At 63.9% G+C, this 18,070-nt stretch carries 21 protein-coding genes and 1 tRNA gene; 12 read left to right on the forward strand and 10 right to left on the reverse strand.

What is annotated here, in order from left to right; translation table 11 throughout:
* Nucleotides 1–11 precede the first annotated feature (11 nt).
* The gene (locus H9627_RS06870) at nucleotides 12–338 is read left to right on the forward strand and encodes a PadR family transcriptional regulator (RefSeq protein WP_191733271.1); all 327 of its coding nucleotides are present in this window, start codon (nucleotides 12–14) and stop codon (nucleotides 336–338) included.
* Nucleotides 335–931: a DUF5808 domain-containing protein gene (locus H9627_RS06875; RefSeq protein ID WP_191733272.1), complete on the forward strand. Its 597-nt coding sequence runs from the start codon at nucleotides 335–337 to the stop codon at nucleotides 929–931. The genes H9627_RS06870 and H9627_RS06875 overlap by 4 nt, the downstream gene beginning before the upstream one ends.
* Nucleotides 932–992: 61 nt before the next feature.
* Here the strand turns inward: H9627_RS06875 and H9627_RS06880 are convergent, their stop codons facing one another.
* On the reverse strand, nucleotides 993–1,340 hold the full coding sequence (locus tag H9627_RS06880) for a hypothetical protein (protein WP_191733273.1): 348 nt from the start codon (nucleotides 1,338–1,340) through the stop codon (nucleotides 993–995).
* Nucleotides 1,341–1,388: 48 nt separating this feature from the next.
* A tRNA-Thr gene (locus tag H9627_RS06885) sits at nucleotides 1,389–1,461 on the reverse strand.
* 167 nt (nucleotides 1,462–1,628) lie between these two features.
* On the opposite strand from H9627_RS06885, the gene thrE reads away from it, so the two are divergent.
* The 5 genes from thrE to otsB are packed head-to-tail and all read left to right on the forward strand — an operon-like array spanning nucleotide 1,629 to nucleotide 6,227.
* Entirely contained in the window at nucleotides 1,629–3,086 is a 1,458-nt protein-coding gene (thrE, locus tag H9627_RS06890; protein WP_191733460.1) for a threonine/serine exporter ThrE, read from the forward strand.
* A 60-nt stretch (nucleotides 3,087–3,146) separates the two neighbouring features.
* Nucleotides 3,147–3,482 carry a hypothetical protein gene (locus H9627_RS06895; RefSeq protein ID WP_191733274.1) on the forward strand — a complete coding sequence of 112 codons (336 nt, stop codon included), beginning with the start codon at nucleotides 3,147–3,149 and terminating at the stop codon, nucleotides 3,480–3,482.
* A 27-nt stretch (nucleotides 3,483–3,509) separates the two neighbouring features.
* Nucleotides 3,510–4,958, forward strand: a complete 1,449-nt coding sequence (locus H9627_RS06900) for an alpha,alpha-trehalose-phosphate synthase (UDP-forming) (RefSeq protein WP_191733275.1) — start codon at nucleotides 3,510–3,512, stop codon at nucleotides 4,956–4,958.
* On the forward strand, nucleotides 4,955–5,425 hold the full coding sequence (locus tag H9627_RS06905) for a hypothetical protein (RefSeq protein ID WP_191733276.1): 471 nt from the start codon (nucleotides 4,955–4,957) through the stop codon (nucleotides 5,423–5,425). Before H9627_RS06900 ends, H9627_RS06905 begins: the two co-directional genes overlap by 4 nt.
* Nucleotides 5,426–5,450: 25 nt before the next feature.
* On the forward strand, nucleotides 5,451–6,227 hold the full coding sequence (gene otsB / locus H9627_RS06910; protein WP_191733277.1) for a trehalose-phosphatase: 777 nt from the start codon (nucleotides 5,451–5,453) through the stop codon (nucleotides 6,225–6,227).
* Here otsB and H9627_RS06915 read toward each other — a convergent pair.
* Nucleotides 6,224–7,303, reverse strand: a complete 1,080-nt coding sequence (locus H9627_RS06915) for a LacI family DNA-binding transcriptional regulator (RefSeq protein ID WP_191733278.1) — start codon at nucleotides 7,301–7,303, stop codon at nucleotides 6,224–6,226. The genes otsB and H9627_RS06915 overlap by 4 nt on opposite strands.
* A gap of 37 nt (nucleotides 7,304–7,340) precedes the next feature.
* Here H9627_RS06915 and H9627_RS06920 point away from each other — a divergent pair, with 37 nt between their 5' ends.
* From H9627_RS06920 to H9627_RS06930, 3 genes are read left to right on the forward strand one after another with little or no spacing between them, the layout of a single operon-like run.
* Nucleotides 7,341–8,219, forward strand: a complete 879-nt coding sequence (locus H9627_RS06920; RefSeq protein ID WP_191733279.1) for a metal ABC transporter solute-binding protein — start codon at nucleotides 7,341–7,343, stop codon at nucleotides 8,217–8,219.
* A 10-nt stretch (nucleotides 8,220–8,229) separates the two neighbouring features.
* Nucleotides 8,230–8,919, forward strand: a complete 690-nt coding sequence (locus H9627_RS06925) for a metal ABC transporter ATP-binding protein (RefSeq protein WP_191733280.1) — start codon at nucleotides 8,230–8,232, stop codon at nucleotides 8,917–8,919.
* Nucleotides 8,920–9,804: a metal ABC transporter permease gene (locus tag H9627_RS06930; RefSeq protein WP_191733281.1), complete on the forward strand. Its 885-nt coding sequence runs from the start codon at nucleotides 8,920–8,922 to the stop codon at nucleotides 9,802–9,804. It abuts the gene before it with no gap.
* On the opposite strand, the gene rlmB is transcribed toward H9627_RS06930, so the two are convergent.
* From rlmB to H9627_RS06965, 7 genes are all read right to left on the reverse strand, one after another.
* Nucleotides 9,797–10,738, reverse strand: coding sequence for a 23S rRNA (guanosine(2251)-2'-O)-methyltransferase RlmB (gene rlmB, locus H9627_RS06935; protein WP_191733282.1), 942 nt, complete (start codon nucleotides 10,736–10,738; stop codon nucleotides 9,797–9,799). The genes H9627_RS06930 and rlmB overlap by 8 nt on opposite strands.
* 34 nt (nucleotides 10,739–10,772) lie before the next feature.
* Nucleotides 10,773–12,152 (reverse strand): cysteine--tRNA ligase, encoded by a 1,380-nt coding sequence (gene cysS, locus H9627_RS06940; protein WP_191733283.1) that lies wholly within the window; start codon nucleotides 12,150–12,152, stop codon nucleotides 10,773–10,775.
* Nucleotides 12,153–12,177: 25 nt separating this feature from the next.
* Nucleotides 12,178–12,942, reverse strand: a complete 765-nt coding sequence (locus H9627_RS06945; RefSeq protein ID WP_191733284.1) for a glucosamine-6-phosphate deaminase — start codon at nucleotides 12,940–12,942, stop codon at nucleotides 12,178–12,180.
* A 123-nt stretch (nucleotides 12,943–13,065) separates the two neighbouring features.
* The gene (locus tag H9627_RS06950) at nucleotides 13,066–13,788 is read right to left on the reverse strand and encodes a FadR/GntR family transcriptional regulator (RefSeq protein ID WP_191733285.1); all 723 of its coding nucleotides are present in this window, start codon (nucleotides 13,786–13,788) and stop codon (nucleotides 13,066–13,068) included.
* A 95-nt stretch (nucleotides 13,789–13,883) separates the two neighbouring features.
* Nucleotides 13,884–14,366, reverse strand: a complete 483-nt coding sequence (gene ispF, locus H9627_RS06955) for a 2-C-methyl-D-erythritol 2,4-cyclodiphosphate synthase (RefSeq protein ID WP_191733286.1) — start codon at nucleotides 14,364–14,366, stop codon at nucleotides 13,884–13,886.
* A complete protein-coding gene (gene ispD, locus H9627_RS06960) occupies nucleotides 14,359–15,105 on the reverse strand; it encodes a 2-C-methyl-D-erythritol 4-phosphate cytidylyltransferase (protein ID WP_191733287.1) in 747 nt (248 codons plus the stop codon). Before ispD ends, ispF begins: the two co-directional genes overlap by 8 nt.
* 6 nt (nucleotides 15,106–15,111) lie before the next feature.
* Nucleotides 15,112–15,708, reverse strand: coding sequence for a CarD family transcriptional regulator (locus H9627_RS06965; protein WP_191733288.1), 597 nt, complete (start codon nucleotides 15,706–15,708; stop codon nucleotides 15,112–15,114).
* A 291-nt stretch (nucleotides 15,709–15,999) separates the two neighbouring features.
* On the opposite strand from H9627_RS06965, the gene H9627_RS06970 reads away from it, so the two are divergent.
* Nucleotides 16,000–16,584 carry a hypothetical protein gene (locus H9627_RS06970; RefSeq protein ID WP_191733289.1) on the forward strand — a complete coding sequence of 195 codons (585 nt, stop codon included), beginning with the start codon at nucleotides 16,000–16,002 and terminating at the stop codon, nucleotides 16,582–16,584.
* 90 nt (nucleotides 16,585–16,674) lie between these two features.
* Nucleotides 16,675–18,069 carry a DNA repair protein RadA gene (radA, locus tag H9627_RS06975; RefSeq protein WP_191733290.1) on the forward strand — a complete coding sequence of 465 codons (1,395 nt, stop codon included), beginning with the start codon at nucleotides 16,675–16,677 and terminating at the stop codon, nucleotides 18,067–18,069.
* Nucleotide 18,070: the final 1 nt, after the last annotated feature.

Genomic DNA, 18,070 nt, shown 5'->3' on the forward strand with positions numbered 1-18,070 from the left:
AGAAGGTGCCCATGTCTGAATCCCAGATGCGCAAAGGTGTCCTGGAGCTGATGGTGCTGGCCATTCTGGACCGCACACCGTCCTATGGCGGAGCCCTGCTGGAGACCCTCACCGACACAGGGGGAACGGACATCTCCTCCGGAACCCTGTACCCGCTGTTATCCAGATTGCGCCGCAGCGGTGTCCTGGAGACCCGCTGGGAGGAATCACCGGTCGGTCCGCCGCGCAAGATCTATCACCTGACGGAGCACGGTCAGCAACGCCTGACAGCACTCCGCCACGACTGGGCCACCCTGGTCGCCACCGTCACCGACATCCTGGAAGAGGACAAGCCATGAAGATCTTCAACACCACCAATCCCCGTCTCCGTAATTTCGAACCGGAAAACCCGAAACTGTGGGTTCCCCGCACCATCGGCCTGGGATGGGATCTCAACATCGGGGCCGTGGCGGTCAAATTGGGGCTCATCCGACCGGATGATTCCCTGCCGGATCTGGAGGAGCACATCCCCCGCGAGGTGACCACCACGCTGCGCATCGCCCCCATCCTCGGCGCGGCAGCCGTAGCCGCGGCGGGCATCCAGCTCGCCCGCACCCATGACCGCCTCCCCTCCAACTGGGGCCTGACCATGAAACCCACCCGCTGGTCGAACGCCCCGGCGGCAGTGGCCCCTCCCGTGCTCATCTCCGTCGGTTCCGCCGTTTGGGCGACCGCCACCCCGCGTGTCGACGTAACCCTGGCCGCCCAGGCACTGGGTCTGCAGACCATGTCACTGCTACTCCTGGCCGCAGCCGCCCGACCGTCCTCACGCATGCTCCCAGCCGCGGGTCTGGTCACACTCCCCGCCGTGGCCACCGGGATTCTCACCGCCACGGTACGCAGCGCCCTGAACAACCTGGACACCAAACTCAAGGCGGAGAAGGACTCCTAACACACCCAGTAAAAACGAAAAAGCGCCGGATAACCGGCGCTTTTCTGCTGTCAGGAACGATTTACCAGAATACAGCCAGTGCGACGTTGATCAGTGCGAGACCACCAACGGCGTGGGCCAGCCCCTTGGACACCGGCTCATTGCGGGCGACCTTACGACGACCGATGATGGCGGCCACCAGCACGGCGATGAGAATGATCAGCTTGATGCCGATCTTCACATTGTTGACATCACCGTCATTCATCTCCAGCCAACCCACCAGCAGAATGCCGGTGACCAGCTGAACCCAGGCACCGATGTGCTGCCACTGCAACACGGTGGGATTCTTGAACGTTGCCAACCAACCGCCGACCAGCGCGGCCGTGCCCAGAATGTGGAAGAAGATCAGAAGGGAGTGAAGGATATCCATGGGCATGACACTAACAGGAGAATTCCGGTTCCACCCAGTTGGAAAATGAGCTGGAGACGAGACTTGAACTCGCAACCTACGCATTACAAGTGCGTTGCGCTACCAATTGCGCCACTCCAGCACCGCATCTGTCATGACCCCTGACGGGGTTTACGTCAAATACAACAACGTATCGTAGCGCACACGTCGCCGGTGGTGGGAATCGACCCCCGACCGCAGCTAAGGTGGCGGTAATCAACCGTAAAATCAATCTGATTGGACCAGCTCGTGCAGGAATTTCTTCAGCGACTGGTGAGCTTCGCCACGCTCAGGGGACGCATCTCCACCGTGGATGCAGCCAAGGCAGCACCCCCGCCTTCACCCCTTGCCCCCATCGACCTCACCGACCACTCCCAGGTGGCCGGTGTGATGGATCTGGCCGCCCGGATCGGGGATATCCTCCTGTCCTCCGGAACGTCCAACAGTGACACCAAGGTCCAGATCCATGCCGTGACCGCCGCGTACGGCCTGTACTACTGCCATGTGGATATCACGCTCAACACCATCACCATCTTCACCACCATTGGTGCGGAGCGTAAAACCCCGGTCAGTATCTTCCGTGTGGTCCGGAAGCTGGATACCAACTTCTCCAAGCTGTCCGAGGTCGACCGCCTCATCCGCTCCATCCAGGCCGGTGCCACGCCACCCGAGGTGGCGGAGAAGATCCTCGATGACATTGAGCAGTCCCCCGCCTCCTATGGCTTTGCCACCTCGCTCTTCGGCTGGTCGCTGCTTGGTGGTGCTGTCGCCATCCTGCTGGGTGGCGGCTGGTTGGTGGCGCTCGTGGCGTTTCTCACCGCCGGCATCATCATCGGGGTGTCCTCGCTGCTGGGTAGGGCTGGCCTGCCCACGTTCTTCCAGAACGTCACGGGCGGGTTCATCGCCACCATGCCGGCTGCCGTCGCCTACCAGCTCGCCCTCAACTACGGGCTGGAGATCAAACCCTCCCAGATCATCGCCTCCGGCATCATCGTGCTGCTCGCGGGACTGACGCTGGTCCAGTCACTGCAGGATGGCATCACCGGGGCTCCGGTGACCGCCAGCGCGAGGTTCTTCGAGACCCTGCTGTTCACCGGTGGCATCGTCGGCGGTGTGGGTATCGGCATCCAGCTCGCCGGGGCCATCGGGGTGATGCTGCCTCCCCTCGAGACAGCCACCGCCCCCAATTCCGCGTCCATCGCGGCGCGGATCCTCGCCGGTGGCGTCGCGGCGGCGGGATTCACCGTGGCCTGTTACGCAGAGTGGTCCTCGGTGTTCATCGCCGGTGTGACCGCACTGGTGGGTTCCGCATTCTTCTATTTCATGCTGTCCATCGGGACCGGTGGCGTGGTCGCTGCCGCCGCGGCCGCCACGGCCGTCGGTTTCGCCGGTGGTCTCCTGGCGCGTCGTTACCTCATCCCACCGCTCATCGTCTCCATCGCCGGCATCACCCCGATGCTGCCCGGCCTGTCGATCTACCGGGGCATGTACGCCTCGCTGAACGATCAGACCCTCATCGGCTTCACCAACATCGCGGTGGCGCTGGCTACCGCCTCCGCGCTTGCAGCGGGTGTGGTCTTCGGTGAGTGGTTCGCCCGCAGGCTGCGCCGCCCGCCGAAGATCAACCCCTACCGGGCACTGATCAAGGCCACGAAGTTCTCCTTCCAGGATTCGCGCGATACGGAAAACAGCCGTCGGGCATCGCGGAACAAAGCACCACGTCGGTAAACAGTGCGGGAATGGAGTAGACTTGATGGCTGATCGCTTTAGAAAACTCCAGGAGGATCCTTGCCGGCCAAGATCACTGACACCCGCCCCACCCCAGAAACCCTTCACGCTGTTGAAGAGGAGACCGCTGCAGGTGCGCGCAGGATTGTCGCCACATATTCCAAGGACTTCTTCGACGGCGTGACCCTCATGTGCATGCTCGGTGTTGAACCGTCCGGTCTGCGCTACACCAAGGTCGCCTCGGAGCACGAGGAGACGCAGCCCAAGAAGGCCACCAAGCGCACCCGCAAGGCCACCAAGAAGGCTCCCGCGAAGAAGACCACCGCCAAGAAGACCACGGCTAAAAAGACAACCGCCAAGAAGGCCCCCGCGAAAAAGACCACCAAGAAGGCCTAGCGCGTTCTGCGCCTAAACTTGGGTCTCATGGAAGAACTCAACAGTTTCGTTGTCGTTGCCAACCGCCTCCCGGTGGACATGACCGCCCACCCCGATGGCACCTACAGCATCACCCCCAGCCCCGGTGGGTTGGTTACTGGATTATCCCCGGTACTGGAACAACACCGAGGCTGCTGGGTCGGCTGGCCCGGAACGGTCGATGCCGCACCCGATCCCTTCCGCACAGACAGTGGGATTCTCCTCCACCCCGTACGGCTCACCGCGAGTGATTTCGAGGGGTTCTATGAGGGGTTCTCCAACGCCACCCTGTGGCCGCTGTTCCACGACCTCATCGTGCCCCCCGTCTATGACGTCGACTGGTGGCACGCCTTCCGCGAGGTCAACCTGAAGTTCGCCGAGGCCGTCAACCAGGTTGCCGCGGAAAACGCCACCGTCTGGGTGCAGGACTACCAGCTGCTGCTGGTACCGGGCATCCTGCGCCAGATGCGACCCGACCTGCGCATCGGTTTCTTCCTGCACATCCCCTTCCCCAACCCGGAACTGTTCCGGCAGCTGCCCTGGCGGGAGGAGATCGTCCGGGGCATGCTGGGCGCCGATCTCATCGGTTTCCACCTCCCCCAGAACGCCGACAACTTCCTCAGCCTCACCCGGCAGGTCGCCGGCACCGCCGGTTCACACACCGGCCAGCCTGATGAGCTCGAGGTGGAGGGTGAAGCGGCCATCCGTGAGGTCAACGCCCACGTGATCACCGCGGATGGCAGGAAGGTCGGGGTCGGGGCTTTTCCCATCTCCATTGATACCGGGGCGGTGGAACAGGCGTCGCAAAGCGACGTGGAGGCGCTGCGCGCCGACCTGGGCTCGCCGGAGATCGTCTTCCTCGGCGTCGACCGCCTTGATTACACCAAGGGCATCCTGCAGCGACTGCTGGCCTTCGAGGAGCTGCTCGAATCCGGTGGTCTTGACCCGGCGACCACTGTGTTTCTCCAGGTGGCCACCCCCTCCCGTGAACGCATCGAGCACTACCGCGTGTCCCGGTCGCAGGTCGAGGAGGCCGTGGGTCGCATCAATGGCCGTTTCGGACGCATGGGGCATCCCGTGGTGCACTACCTCCACAGGTCACTGCCCAAGGATGACCTGCAGATCCTCTACACCGCGGCTGATGTCATGCTGGTCACCCCGTTCAAGGACGGCATGAACCTGGTGGCCAAGGAATTCGTGGCCGCCCACCGCTCCGGGACCGGCGCGCTCGTGCTCAGTGAATTCGCCGGTGCCGCCGACGAACTGACCGAGGCCTATCTCTGCAACCCCTTCGATCTGGAATCCATCAAACGCCAGATGCTCGCGGCGGTCCAGGACCTGCGCAACAACCCGGACTATGCGGCCGAACGCATGCGGGCCAACAGTGAACAGGTGCTGTCCCACGATGTCAACGTGTGGGCGAACAGCTTCCTGACCTGCCTGGAGGACTTCAAGTGAGAAAGCTCTGGGCACTGTTGTTGGTGCTCCCGCTCACCGCATGCTCCGGTGACGTCATCCGCATGACCGATTCCACCTGGATGGTCACCAATATCTACACCAGCCGCGATGAACCCAATGTGGTCAGTGATCTCGTGGTCACCCAGCCCACCCTGGATTTCGGGCGGTCCTCGCTCTCCGGGCACACGGGTTGCGTGCCCTTCCAGGGGCTGGCGGAATTCTCGCGCGACGGGGAACCCAGCACCGCCGAGGAGGCCGATTACCTCACCTTCACCGAGCTGGAGTTCGATGAACTCACGGACCGGTGCCAGGGACAGGAACGCCTGGTGCACCACAGGCTGGTGGAGCTGCTGCCCGGATCCTTCGAGATCAACCGGACCAGCGACACGGAAATCCTGCTGACCAGTGATGTTGATGAGCTGGACAGGCCGTCGATACGCCTGGTCTCGTGGGTGATGACCGAGTAGCGCCCCTTCCGTACACTCGGGATGTATGAACCACATCCCCACCATCCAGGACATCGCCCAGACCCGCAGCCTGCTCGTCGTCTCCGATTTCGACGGCACCATCGCGGGTTTCAGCAAGGACCCGTACCAGGTTCCCATCAACCAGAAATCCCTGAAGGCCATCAAGGACATGTCCCGCCTGGCAGATACCCGCGTGGTGATCCTCTCCGGCCGTCACCTCGAGGGCCTGGCACAGGTTCTGGACCTGGGTGCCTATGACATCACCACCGTCGGGTCCCACGGTTCCGAGGATTCCTCCCGGCCCCGCAGTCTCACCCCGGAGGACCGCGAGGAACTCGACCGCATCCACACCGAACTCGAGCGCGTCATCGACGGCATCGAGGGCGCCTATGTGGAGGTCAAGCCCTTCCACCGGGTGCTGCACTACATCCGGGTATCCGATCCCGATGCCATCGCCGGGATCCAGGCACGCGCGTCGGACGTGGACACCCGTGATCTCAAGGTCACCAAGGGCAAGAACATCATCGAATACTCCGTCAGCCGGGCCACCAAGGGTTCCTGGCTGCGCGAACACATCAGCCGCACCGAGCCCACCGGCGTGATCTTCATCGGCGACGACACCACCGATGAGCACGGTTTCGAGGTGCTTGCCGACGTCCCGACCGCCCTGACCGTCAAGGTCGGCGAGGGGGAGACCGCGGCCAAGACCCGCATCGACAGCATCGACGATGTCGGGATCATGCTGGAGGAACTGGCCTATGAACGCCAGCAGCATGTGGAGGCCAAGGCACTGGGGCTCTAGAGTGCCCTGACGGTGCCGCCCGGGGCGAACGTCGTGTCCAGGAGGACACGGCGGGCATCGCCGCCCTCAATCATGCTGAAGAGTAGTTTGCCGGCCTCCATCCCCTTCTGCCTATTCGGCTGGATGACGGTGGTGAGATTGCGTGCCAACGCCAGCTGGGTGCCGTCGAAACCGGTGACCGACAGGTCCTCGGGAACGGATTTCCCGATCGACGCCAGATACTCCAGCACACCGAACGCCAGGGAGTCGGTGGTGCACAGCACCGCCGTGAGATCGGGGTGCGCCTCCAGGAGGGCCTTCGCCGTCGCCACGTTGTGGGGGCGGTCATTAAGCCAGCACTCCATGATGGGGACATCAGCCGGGTTGATCCCGGCCTCACGGAAGATATCCAGCGCACCCCTCACCCGGGACTGCTGCACGTGGTGGTGGGCGTTGTCCAGGCGCTCACGGGTCACCCGGCCGTCATTGCGCTCGCGGTCGAGGCGGATGGACAGGATCCCGATGTTGCGGTGCCCGGCAGCCACCAGCGCGCGGGCCGCCGGGGCGATCGCCGCCCGGTCCTCGATGCCCACGAACGGCAGATCCTCCTCATCCGCGGGCTGGTCACAGATCACCACGGGCAGCCCGCGCTGGCGGACCGCCTGCAGGTGCGGATCCCCCTTGGCCACGGAGTAGATGACAAAACCGTCCACCACCGACTGGCTCACCAGCTGCTGCGCGGAGGTGAGATCCACCGAGGATTCCGGGTTGGCCGGAACCAGGGTGAGCATGGTGTTGCCATAGGCCGCCTCCGCCATACCGGCGAGGAAATCCACCGATGCCATATCCTCGAAGGCATAGGAGAGGTGATCGGTGAGCAGAACACCGATGCTGCCCGCGTGCCGGGTGCGCAATGATCTCGCCATGGGGTCCGGGCCGGGGTACCCCATCTTCTCCGCGGTGTCGAGGATGCGTTGCCGCAGTTCCGCCGACAACTGCTCCGGCCGGTTGTAGGCGTTTGAAACGGTGGTTCGGGAGACACCCAACTTCGCCGCGAGTGATGCGAGGGTGCCGGTCTGCTGAGGTCGCCGTGCCATAGTTCCCTAAACCTACCTTCATTTTCAATAGATTTTCATGTTGACAATCGTTTCCAATAAGATTTTACTGGGTGTCATGAAGAAACTCGGACTCCTCGCTCTCGTGTTACCCCTGACCGCCTGCGCAGCGCCCGCGGAATCAGCCTCCGACGGTCTCACCATCGTCGCCTCCACCCAGGTCTGGGCGGATGTGGCTGAGGCGGTCGTCGAGGACGTCGATATCCATGCCATCGTGCAGGGGGATGTGGATCCGCACTCCTTCGAACCCTCCGCCGCGGATATGGCCCGGGTGGAAGCCGCCGACATCATCCTCGTCGGCGGGGGTGGATATGACTCCTGGCTCTACGATTCCCTGGAGGATGATGACCGCATCATTGCCGCCATGGATCTGGAGCCGCATGATCACTCCGATCACGATTCCGACAATGAGCACATCTGGTACTCCCCGGAGGCCGTGACCCACTTCGCGGAGGACCTGGCGGAGAAGGTCACGGAGACCTCCCCCGATACCCGGGTTTCCCCCGATGCGGTGGCCACCCAGATGGCTGACCTGGCCACACGCATCGCCGATCTGCCCGCGGCCCGCGTCGCTCAGACTGAGCCCATCGCCGACCACCTGCTGGCCCACTCCGCCATGGTCGAATCCACCCCGGCCGGGTACCGTGCCACCACCCTGAGTGAGGGCGAACCGACGGCAGCGGATGTCGCCGCGTTCCATGAGGCGATTCGAAACGGGGAGATCGACATCCTCATCCACAACCCGCAGTCGGCGGCTTCCGTGTCCACCGGGATCCGGGAACTCGCAGAACAGGAAGGTATTCCGGTGGTTGAGATCGCGGAAACCCCGGAACCCGGCACCAATTTCCTCGAGGCGTTCAAAAAGGCAGTCGCGGATCTCGAGCAGGTTGGTCAGTAGAATCGACGCAATGTTAGTCAACTTCACCGACGCGGCGGTGGATCCCCTCTGGAAGGACCTCAATCTTGAGCTCCGCAGGGGGGAATTCATCGCTGTTCTGGGTCCCAACGGTGTGGGAAAATCCACCTTTCTGGGCACCATCCTGGGCACCCGCAAACTGACCTCGGGCACCGTCTCGGTCGGCGCCCGGCTGGGATACATCCCCCAGCAGCAGATGTTCCCCGACCTGCCGCTGCGGGCACGCGACCTGGTTTCCCTCGCCGCCGAGCACCGGGTGTTCCGACGCGGACACCGGGCTGAGGTCGACGCCCTGCTGGAACGCGTCGGCGCCACCGGCCTGGCCGACCGCAGGGTGGGCAAATTGTCCGGCGGGCAGCAACAGCTGATCCGGCAGGCACAGGCACTGGCGATGAAACCGCAGGTGCTGCTTGCCGACGAACCCCTGCTCTCCCTCGACCCCGGCGTGCAGCAGCGCACCGTGAGGCTGTTCGGGGAACTCAAGGCCGAGGGTGTCGCCCAGATCGTGATCACCCACGACATCAACCCCTTCCTCGGGCTGATCGACCGCATCCTCTACCTGGCACCCCACGGCCACACCCTGGGGCGGATGAATGAGGTCATGCAGTCCGACCGCCTGTCCGAACTCTACGATGCCCAGGTGACGGTCGCGCACATCAACGACCGGATCGTGGTGGTGTAGATGGGCACCTGGCTGGCAGATACCCAGTACCTGCTCTCCGTGGATTTCGTGCAGCACGCCCTGATCGCCGCGGCTGTGCTCGGCGTGCTCTCCGGGGTGATGGCCCCCCTGATCGTGATGCGTCAGATGTCATTCTCCGTGCACGCCACCGCCGAACTAGCCCTCATGGGCGGCGCTGCCGCGCTGCTCTTCGGATTCAACGTCGGGGGCGGGGCGATCATCGGATCCGTGCTCACCGCGATCCTGTTGGCGGTGCTGGGCATGAAACAACAGGATGCCGCGGTGGGCGTGGTGATGAGCTTCGGTCTCGGCCTGGCCGTGCTGTTCATCCACCTCTACCCGGGGCGCAGCTCCACGGCGTTCTCCCTGCTGACGGGTCAGATCGTGGGCGTGTCCTCCGCCTCCCTATGGATCCTGGTGGCGGTGACGGTCATTGTGGTGGGGGCGGTGGCCATCTTCTGGCGCCCGCTGCTGTTCGCATCGGTGGATCCCGTGCTGGCGCGGGCCTCGGGGCTGAACGTGCGGATGATTGCCATCGGCTTCGCCGTGCTCATGGGCCTGGCCACCTCCCAGTCCGTTCAGATCGTGGGCGCGCTGCTGGTGATGTCACTGCTCATCGTGCCCGGCGCGGCCGCCGTGCAGGTGACATCCAACCCGATCACCGCGGTGATCCTGTCGCTGATCTTCGCCGAGGTGGCGGCGGTGGGTGGTCTGCTGCTCTCCCTGGCGCCGGGGCTGCCGGTGAGCGTGTTCGTGACCACCATTTCCTTCGTCATCTACCTGGTGTGCAGGCTGATCGGGTGGTGGCGCGGGCGCGGTGCGCAGCGCGACGAGGATGCTTATCGACGCCGCCTGCTCCACGCCTCCATCGAGCCGTCTATTTAGCCAGACGTCGCTGACGGGCGAACTCCGACAGCACCACACCTGCGGCCACCGAGGCGTTGAGGGATTCCACCCACGACTCGGTGGGGATGGACATGATGGTGTCGCAGTTCTCGCGGACCAGACGTGAGATGCCCTTGCCCTCGGAACCGACCACGATGACCACATTGTCGGTGCCGTCGTAGGTGTCCAGGGTGTGATCCCCACCGGCGTCCAGACCGACGACCTGGTAGCCGTTCTTCTGGAACTCCTTGATGGTGCGGGTCATGTTGGTTTCCTTGGCCACCGGGACACGCGCCGCGGTGCCCGCGGAGGTGCGCCATGCCACGGCGGTCACCGATGCGGAACGACGCTCCGGGATGATCACACCGTTGCCACCAAAGGCACCCACGGAGCGGATGACCGCGCCGAGGTTACGGGGATCGGTGATGTTGTCCAGGATGACGAACATGCCGGGCTTCGGGGACTGTGCTGCGTCGGCAAGCAGGTCGTGGATGTCCGCGTACTCGAACGGCGGGATGGCCAGGCCGATGCCCTGGTGCATGCTGTTGCCGGTCATGCGATCGAGCTCCAGCTTGTTCACCTCGAGCACGGGCATGGAGCGGTCAGCTGCGAGACGCACCGATTCGCTCAGGCGCTCATCGTTGGTGGCGCCTTCCGCAACATACAGTGCGGTTGCCGGGACCCTGGCGTGCAGGCACTCCAGGACCGGGTTGCGACCCACCACCAGTTCAGTCTGTTCCCGCTGGTGACGACCCTTCTCCCGACGCTGTCGCTCCAGCTTGCGCTGGTGGGCCGCGTGGTAGACGCGGTCCTCTGCCTTGGGGGTCGGACCCTTGCCTCTCAGGCCACGTCGAATCTGGCCGCCACTACCCTTCTGGGCGCCCTTCTTGTTTGTCTTGCGCACACCGCCGTGGCGGCCGTCATTTCCTGCCATGGTGAATAAATTCCCTTCCTAGAAGTCTCACACTCTACTGCAGTTTCCAGGACACGCCATCAGCGGTGTCCACCACTTCAATACCCGCGGCCGCCAGACGGTCACGTACCTCGTCTGCTACCGCCCAGTCCTTCTCTGCCCGCGCCGTGGCGCGTCGTTCCAGTTCCGCATGGACCAGCACCTCCAGGGCGTCATGGGCCGCGGAGTCATCGGTCTGGGTGCCCCACTCCACCGGATCAAACCCGAGCACGCCGGTCATGGCCCGGACGGAACCGGCCAGCTCGCGTGCCTTGTCCACGTCACCGGTCGCCAGAGCACTGTTGCCCTCGCGCACCGCGTTGTGGATCTCCGCCAGAGCTTTCGGCACTGCCAGATCCTCATCCATGGCAGCGTCGAAACCAGCGGTCCGCTCGCCCACCTCCACCTCACCGACGCGGTCCACAAACGCCTCGATGCGACGATAACCGGCGGCGGCCTCCGTCAGTGCGCCCTCGGAGTACTCGAGGACACTGCGGTAATGCGCGGAACCGAGGTAGTAGCGCAACTCGACGGGGCGGACCTTCTCCAGCATGTTGGGGACGGAGAGAACATTGCCCAGGGACTTCGACATCTTCTCCCCCGCCATGGTCACCCAGTGGTTGTGCATCCAGTACCGGGCGAAACCATCACCGGCGGCATGGGCCTGGGCGATCTCATTTTCATGGTGGGGGAACTGCAGGTCCAGGCCACCGCAGTGGATGTCAAACTCCGCACCCAGGTAGTAGGTGGCCATGGCGGAGCACTCCAGGTGCCAACCGGGACGTCCCTCACCCCACGGGGTGGGCCAGGACGGCTCCCCCGGCTTGGCGGCCTTCCAGAGCGCGAAGTCCTGGGGACCACGCTTACCGAAGTTGTCGGTCTCCCCCTGCTCCATGTCCTCCACCCGGTTGCCGGAGAGGGAACCATAATCGGAGCCCTCCGCAGCGACCCAGGCCGCGACATCGAAGTAGACGGAGCCATTGACCTCGTAGGCGAAACCATTGTCGATGAGGCGCTGCATGTACTCCACCATCTGGGTGACATGGCCGGTGGCGCGGGGTTCCACACTCGGCGGCAGCACACCCAGGGTGTTGTAAGCCCAGGTGAACTCGCGCTCATAGGTGGACACCCACTCCCACCACGGGCGACCATGTTCAACCGCCTTGGTGAGGATCTTGTCATCGATGTCGGTGACATTCCGGACGAAGGCCACATCCAGCCCCTTGGCCAGCAGCCAACGACGCAGGATATCAAAGGCCACCCCGGAGCGGACATGGCCGATGTGCGGCTGCGCCTGCGGGGTGGCACCACACAGGTACACGGAGGCATGTCCCGGCTTCAACGGGGTGAATTCTCGGAGCGTACGGGTACCGGTGTCAAAGATGCGTAGAGTCACGCCACTCAGTTTAGCCCGCCGCCATCTAGCGCAGGCGGATCCGCTCCATGGTGCGGTAGTAATCGGCGTGCTCCAGCCTGGATGCCGCAGCCTCATCCACCACGAGGGTGACATTTGCATGCAGCTGCAGGACGGAACCCGGGCACAGGGCGGTCAGGGGCCCCTCCACGATGCGGTGGATGGCGTCGGCCTTGGCCTCGCCGGTGGCCACCATGATGATGTTCTCCGCGCGGGTGATGGTGCCCAGACCCTGGGTCATGGCGTGGGTGGGCACGTCCTCGAGGCAGTCATTGAAGAAGCGCGCATTGTCCTTGATGGTCTGCGGGTGCAGTGCCTGGACCTTGGTAGGGCCCTGCAGCGCGGAGGTCGGCTCGTTGAAACCGATGTGGCCGTTCACGCCCACACCCAGCAGCTGGATCGCCACACCGGTGTCGATGATCTTCTGTTCATAGAGGGCAGCCGCGTGGTACGGGTCCGGATCGGTGCTGTCCGGGCTGTGGACGTTCGCGTCCACGAAATCGACATGGGCGGTGAACTCATCGCGGATGGTGCGGAAGTAGCTGTTCTTATCATCACGGGCCAGACCCACGTACTCATCCAGGAGGAACGCCTGGATGGTCTTGAAGGTCAGTTCCCCCGACTCATACATGCGGATCAGTTCCCGGTAGGTGGTCAGCGGGGAGGATCCAGTGGCCAGACCGATGGTGCGCCCCTGCTTGATGAAGGGGGCCATGACCGCAGCAGCTTCCTTGCCGACCTCCTGGGCATCCGCCCGAATGATGATGTCCATGTTCGAAATCCTTTTAAGTCTCGGGTGGATTCGCTTGATCCACAACCCGCCTAATTCTGCCACCTGGGTGCCAAACCACAATATTTCAGCGGGCATCCGGGGTTGAACGGTGATCTGCGTGAACTAGTCCGTGCCCAGTTTCTGCGCCAACAACCTGCGGAAAGGTGCGTAGTGGTTCTTCACCGCGTCGTGGTACCTGTCCGGGTCCGCGGCGTTCAACGCCTCCACAATCTCCTGGTGTGCGTCGATGGTCTGGTGGATATCGGCCGGCATCGGCAGGCTCAGCAGCGGCTGGGATTCCGCCTGGATACGCCAGAACGCGTCGTTGAGCTCACGGATCAGGGGGTTGCCCACCTTGGACGCCAGCGTCAGGTGGAAGGAACGGTCCTCGGCTGCGAAGGATTCCCCCTTCTCACTGTGCTCACGCATGCGGTCCACGAACCCGAGCAGGTCATTGCGCAACTGCCCGTCGAAGGTGCGCAGCAGCTCCGTGCCCAGGGCCAGGTCGAGGATCTCCCGGGTCTCCACCACATGGAGCAGGTTCTTCAGGGAGGTGTCAGTGTTCAGGATGGTCCGGAAGACCATGCCGTTGATCAGGGGTTCCAGGGACATATCGGACACGAAGGTGCCGTAACCATGACGCACCTCGACGATGTCCAGGGTGACCAGGGACCTGATGGCCTCCCGGATCGCCGACCGGGAGCATCCGATCACCGCGCACAGCACGGTTTCCGACGGCAGCATATCGCCCCGCCGGAGTCCCTGCTCCCGGATGTAGCGTTTGATACCCGCCACCGCCTCCTGGGTGGTGGATCTGGAACGCGATGGCCTGCGCGCTATGGTCATGGCACTGCCCTTCTGTAATCCCACTGGTTGTTATTCAAGTTAGGCCGTGGGACGCAGGAAAACACTGTGAACACCGAAACGGGGGTGAGGGGACCCTACCCGGTCCACACCACCGCGGTGGCCAGCGCGGCCCGGCCCTCACCGCGGCCGGTGAACCCCATGTGGTCGGTGGTGGTGGCGGACAGGGAGCACGGAGCACCGAGAATGTCGGAGATCACCTGCTGTGCCTCCTCCCTGCGCGGACCGAACTTCGGGGTCTGCCCCACCAGCTGCGCGGCCACATTGCCGATGATGAAACCGCGGGAGGTGAGAAGCTCCCGGACCTCGATGAGCAGCTGTGTTCCGGAGACACCGTCATATTCGGGACGTCCCACCCCGACGAAGGACCCGAGATCCCCGAGCCCGGAGGCGGACAGCAACGCATCCACAATCGCGTGGGCGACCACGTCACCGTCGGAATGCCCCTCGCAGCCGTCGACGCCGTCGAAAAGCAGACAGGCGATCCAGCAGGGCTTACCCACCTCGATCTGGTGGGCATCGGAGGCGATTCCCACGCGCGGGATGATCTGTTCAGTCACCTGGCACCTCAAATATCGTCGGTTCTGCCTCATCGGTGATCCGCTGGGCAAGCATCATGTCAATCGGGGTGGTCACCTTGAACGCCATCGGATCGCCCTGCACGCAGGTGACCTCCACCCCGTACCACTCCATCAGGCTGGCATCATCGGTGGGGATGAAACCCGGATCCGGGGTGGAGAAGAACTTCTCATTCGCGGCGCGCAACCGGGAGAGGAGGAAACCCTGTGGGGTCTGCACCGCGCGGAGTTCCGCCCGGTTGGGGGTGTCCACGACTATCGGTCCGTCGACACGCTTGATCGTATCGGCGACCGGCACCACCGGGATCACCGCGGGCGCACCATCGGCAACCATCCGCGCGACCCGCGCGATCATCCCGGGCGGGGTCAGGGCGCGGGCACTGTCGTGGATGAGCACGATCGCATCATCATGGTCGATGGCCTGCAGACCCGCCCACACGGAATCAGCACGTTCGCCGCCGCCGTGGACCAGGCGGACGCGGATCCCCTCGGGATCATTGAGCAGGCCGCGCTTCTCCAGCAGTTCCCGGGCGTAGTCTTCCATATCGGGACTGACCAGGATGATGACCTCATCCACCACCTCGGAGGTGAGCATCGCCCGGAGGGAGCGTTCCACCAGGGACCTGCCCCGCAGCGTCACAAACGCCTTGGGGATCGGGCCACCCAAGCGGGTGCCACGGCCGGCCGCCGCAAGGAGGGCGACCACGGGGAGCCTGGACATCAGGTTCTAGTCTTCGTCGTCGAAGCTCAGATCGTCGAGATCCACATCGGAATCATCGAAGTCATCGAAGGCGTCCTTCTTGTCCGCATCATCACCGAGCAGATCAGCACGGTGGCGGGCGATGGTCTCATCGACCTCGGCGAGGAAGGTATCAGCCTTCTCCTCATCCACCGTCTCCGCGAGCGCGAGCTCACCGACGAGCACCTGACGGGCCTTGGCCAGCATGCGCTTCTCACCGGCGGACAGGCCACGGTCCTGATCACGGCGCCACAGGTCACGCACGACCTCGGCCACCTTGTTCACGTCACCGGAGGCCAGACGCTCCTGGTTCGCCTTGTAGCGGCGTGACCAGTTGCCGGCCTCCTCCACGTCGGTTTCCCGCAGCACGGCGAAGACCTTCTGCAGGCCCTCCTCACCGACCACGTCGCGCACACCGACGAGCTCGGCATTCTTGGCCGGGACGCGGACAACGAGATCGGACTGGTTGATCTTGAGAACCAGATAGTCCATCGTCTCACCGTTCAGCTCACGCTGTTCCAGGGCTGTGATCATCGCAGCACCGTGATGCGGATAGACGACGGTATCGCCGACCTTGAAATCCATTCCCACTCCTCTTCATGGCACTACGCCATGTCATCGCCCCGGCCGCCTCTTCAGGCGCCAGAGCACAGACCTTAACCACACAGATTCTAGCATGAACAGCCAAAACAGGGCACGGATGGGCAGGCGGACTCCGATCCGGCACTAATTCCCACCCCATCGCACATGCCCCTTTAGTTTGCCCCCGTTTACACCCTCGGTTAAACCAACCAACTGTGTGAACCAGATGAAACGGACTAGGGTTGTCTGCAGCATATCCAGTTTTTCTGGATGGTTCCTGGAATATAGACCCAAGTGGAGGACGAATCCGTGAAGTCCCTGAATTCAGCTGCCCGTCGCGGCGCGATCATGACTGTTGCCGCACTGTCGGCGCTTGCGCTTGCTTCCTGCAGTGCAGGACAGGTCACTCAGACCTCGACCCAGGAAGCCGCTGTTGACGGCGCCAACGCCGACTCGGAGAACGGCGAGGTCGCAGTCCGCGACGTCACCATCCACGTCACCGAGGAGGGCGAGGCCGGACTGAAGTTCACCGCCATCAACCAGGACACCAGCCACACCACCCACACCCTCGAGAGCGTCAGCATTGACGGCACCGAGGTTGAGATGGATGACCCGTCTCCGCTTGAGCGTGACTGCGTCCTCGTCGCTGACCTGCAGGAGGAGCTGGACAAGCTCGTCGAGCCGGAGGCCGGTTGCACCGAGCACGTCGCCACCTCTGTCGAGAACCCGGGCTTCGCCTACGGCGGTAACCTGCCTGTGGAGTTCGTCTTCGACACCGGCACCATCACCGTTGACGCCACCATCTCCGCACCACTGCTGGAGTCCGGCACCTTCAACCGTGAACAGGGTGAAGGCGGCGCACACGAGAGTTCCCACTAGAACCACACCTTCTCCACACCCAGGCCCCCGGGCCTGGGTTTTGTGTTTTTCGAACATGTTTTTGTCCGGGCCACCGTTTAGGATGTGGCCATGGTTAAAAAGGCACGCAGTGTGCATGAATGTTCCGAATGCGGTTACTCCAGCCCCAAGTGGCTGGGCCGCTGCCCCGAATGTGGTTCCTGGGGTTCCATGGAGGAACGCACCGTCGGTGCCGCCACGGGTGCCGCGAAGGCGGCCGTCTCGGGGGCTGCACCCACCGGCCTGACGCCCACCTCCCCTGCTGTGCCGATCGGCAAGATCGTCGCCTCCACCGCCACCAGCATCTCCACCGGCATCGGCGAGCTCGACCGTGTGCTGGGCAGCGGCATCGTCCCCGGTTCGGTGGTGCTCATGGCCGGTGAGCCCGGTGTGGGTAAGTCCACGCTCCTGCTCGAGGTGGCCAGCCGGTGGTCGTCGATGAAGGAGGGTGACAGCACCCGCACCGCGCTCTATGTCACCGCCGAGGAGTCCGCGGGGCAGGTGCGTCTGCGTGCGGAACGCACCAATGCGCTCAAGGACACCCTGTACCTGGCGGCGGAATCGAATCTGGATGTGGTATTCGGCCATGTCAACCAGCTCAAACCCAGCCTCCTCATCGTCGACTCGGTTCAGACCATGCACGCCGCCGGTGTGGAGGGCGTGGCCGGTGGTGTCGCCCAGTCGCGTGCCGTCACGGCGGCCCTGACCACCCTGGCCAAGACCTCCGGGGTGCCGATCCTGCTCGTGGGTCATGTGACCAAGGACGGCAATGTGGCCGGCCCCCGCGTGCTGGAACACCTGGTGGATGTGGTGCTCAACTTCGAGGGTGACAGGCATTCGTCGTTACGCATGCTCCGTGGCATCAAGAACCGCTTCGGCGCCACGGATGAGGTGGGCTGTTTCGAGCAGCAGTCCGATGGCATCAAGGAGGTCCCGGACCCGTCCGGCCTGTTCCTCTCCCACCGCGGTTCCACCCCCGATGGCACGGCCGTGACGGTCGCCATGGACGGTGTGCGCCCCCTGCTGGCCGAGGTGCAGAGCCTGCTTGTCGACGCCCCCTCCAAGAACCCCCGACGCGTGGTCACGGGGCTCGACGCCAACCGGGTTCCGATGGTGCTGGCGGTGCTCTCCGCGCGCGCCGGGCGCGCCACCCAGGGCAAGGACGCGTATGTGGCCACCGTCGGTGGCATGAAGGTGGGTGAACCCGCCACCGATCTCGCGGTGGCGCTGGCGACCGCCTCCGCACTGGCCAAGAAACCACTCCCGGACAAGACAGTGGTCCTCGGTGAAGTTGGTCTGGCCGGTGAGATCAGACGGGTGCCCAACGTGGAACGCCGCCTGGCGGAGGCTGAACGGCTGGGATATGAAAAAGCTGTCGTACCTGCGGGTTCCGGGGTGAAGAAGACCGGCCTGCAGGTTATGGAGGCATCAACGCTGGTCGATGCCCTAGCAGCTGTAAAGTTGTGAT

It is taken from the genome of Corynebacterium gallinarum (genome assembly GCF_014837045.1).
GTDB classification, from domain to species: domain Bacteria; phylum Actinomycetota; class Actinomycetes; order Mycobacteriales; family Mycobacteriaceae; genus Corynebacterium; species Corynebacterium gallinarum.

Bases quoted from the DNA above. Each gene is read 5' to 3' on its own strand.
- H9627_RS06945 (WP_191733284.1), bottom strand. From the start codon at position 12,942: ATGGACATCATCATTCGGGCGGATGCCCAGGAGGTCGGCAAGGAAGCT.
- H9627_RS06930 (WP_191733281.1), top strand. From the start codon at position 8,920: ATGGGCACCTGGCTGGCAGATACCCAGTACCTGCTCTCCGTGGATTTC.
- H9627_RS06880 (WP_191733273.1), bottom strand. From the start codon at position 1,340: ATGGATATCCTTCACTCCCTTCTGATCTTCTTCCACATTCTGGGCACG.
- H9627_RS06925 (WP_191733280.1), top strand. From the start codon at position 8,230: ATGTTAGTCAACTTCACCGACGCGGCGGTGGATCCCCTCTGGAAGGAC.
- H9627_RS06915 (WP_191733278.1), bottom strand. From the start codon at position 7,303: ATGGCACGGCGACCTCAGCAGACCGGCACCCTCGCATCACTCGCGGCG.
- rlmB (WP_191733282.1), bottom strand. From the start codon at position 10,738: ATGGCAGGAAATGACGGCCGCCACGGCGGTGTGCGCAAGACAAACAAG.
- H9627_RS06920 (WP_191733279.1), top strand. From the start codon at position 7,341: ATGTTGACAATCGTTTCCAATAAGATTTTACTGGGTGTCATGAAGAAA.
- H9627_RS06965 (WP_191733288.1), bottom strand. From the start codon at position 15,708: ATGGATTTCAAGGTCGGCGATACCGTCGTCTATCCGCATCACGGTGCT.
- radA (WP_191733290.1), top strand. From the start codon at position 16,675: ATGGTTAAAAAGGCACGCAGTGTGCATGAATGTTCCGAATGCGGTTAC.
- H9627_RS06870 (WP_191733271.1), top strand. From the start codon at position 12: ATGTCTGAATCCCAGATGCGCAAAGGTGTCCTGGAGCTGATGGTGCTG.
- otsB (WP_191733277.1), top strand. From the start codon at position 5,451: ATGAACCACATCCCCACCATCCAGGACATCGCCCAGACCCGCAGCCTG.
- H9627_RS06900 (WP_191733275.1), top strand. From the start codon at position 3,510: ATGGAAGAACTCAACAGTTTCGTTGTCGTTGCCAACCGCCTCCCGGTG.
- H9627_RS06875 (WP_191733272.1), top strand. From the start codon at position 335: ATGAAGATCTTCAACACCACCAATCCCCGTCTCCGTAATTTCGAACCG.
- H9627_RS06950 (WP_191733285.1), bottom strand. From the start codon at position 13,788: ATGACCATAGCGCGCAGGCCATCGCGTTCCAGATCCACCACCCAGGAG.
- ispD (WP_191733287.1), bottom strand. From the start codon at position 15,105: ATGTCCAGGCTCCCCGTGGTCGCCCTCCTTGCGGCGGCCGGCCGTGGC.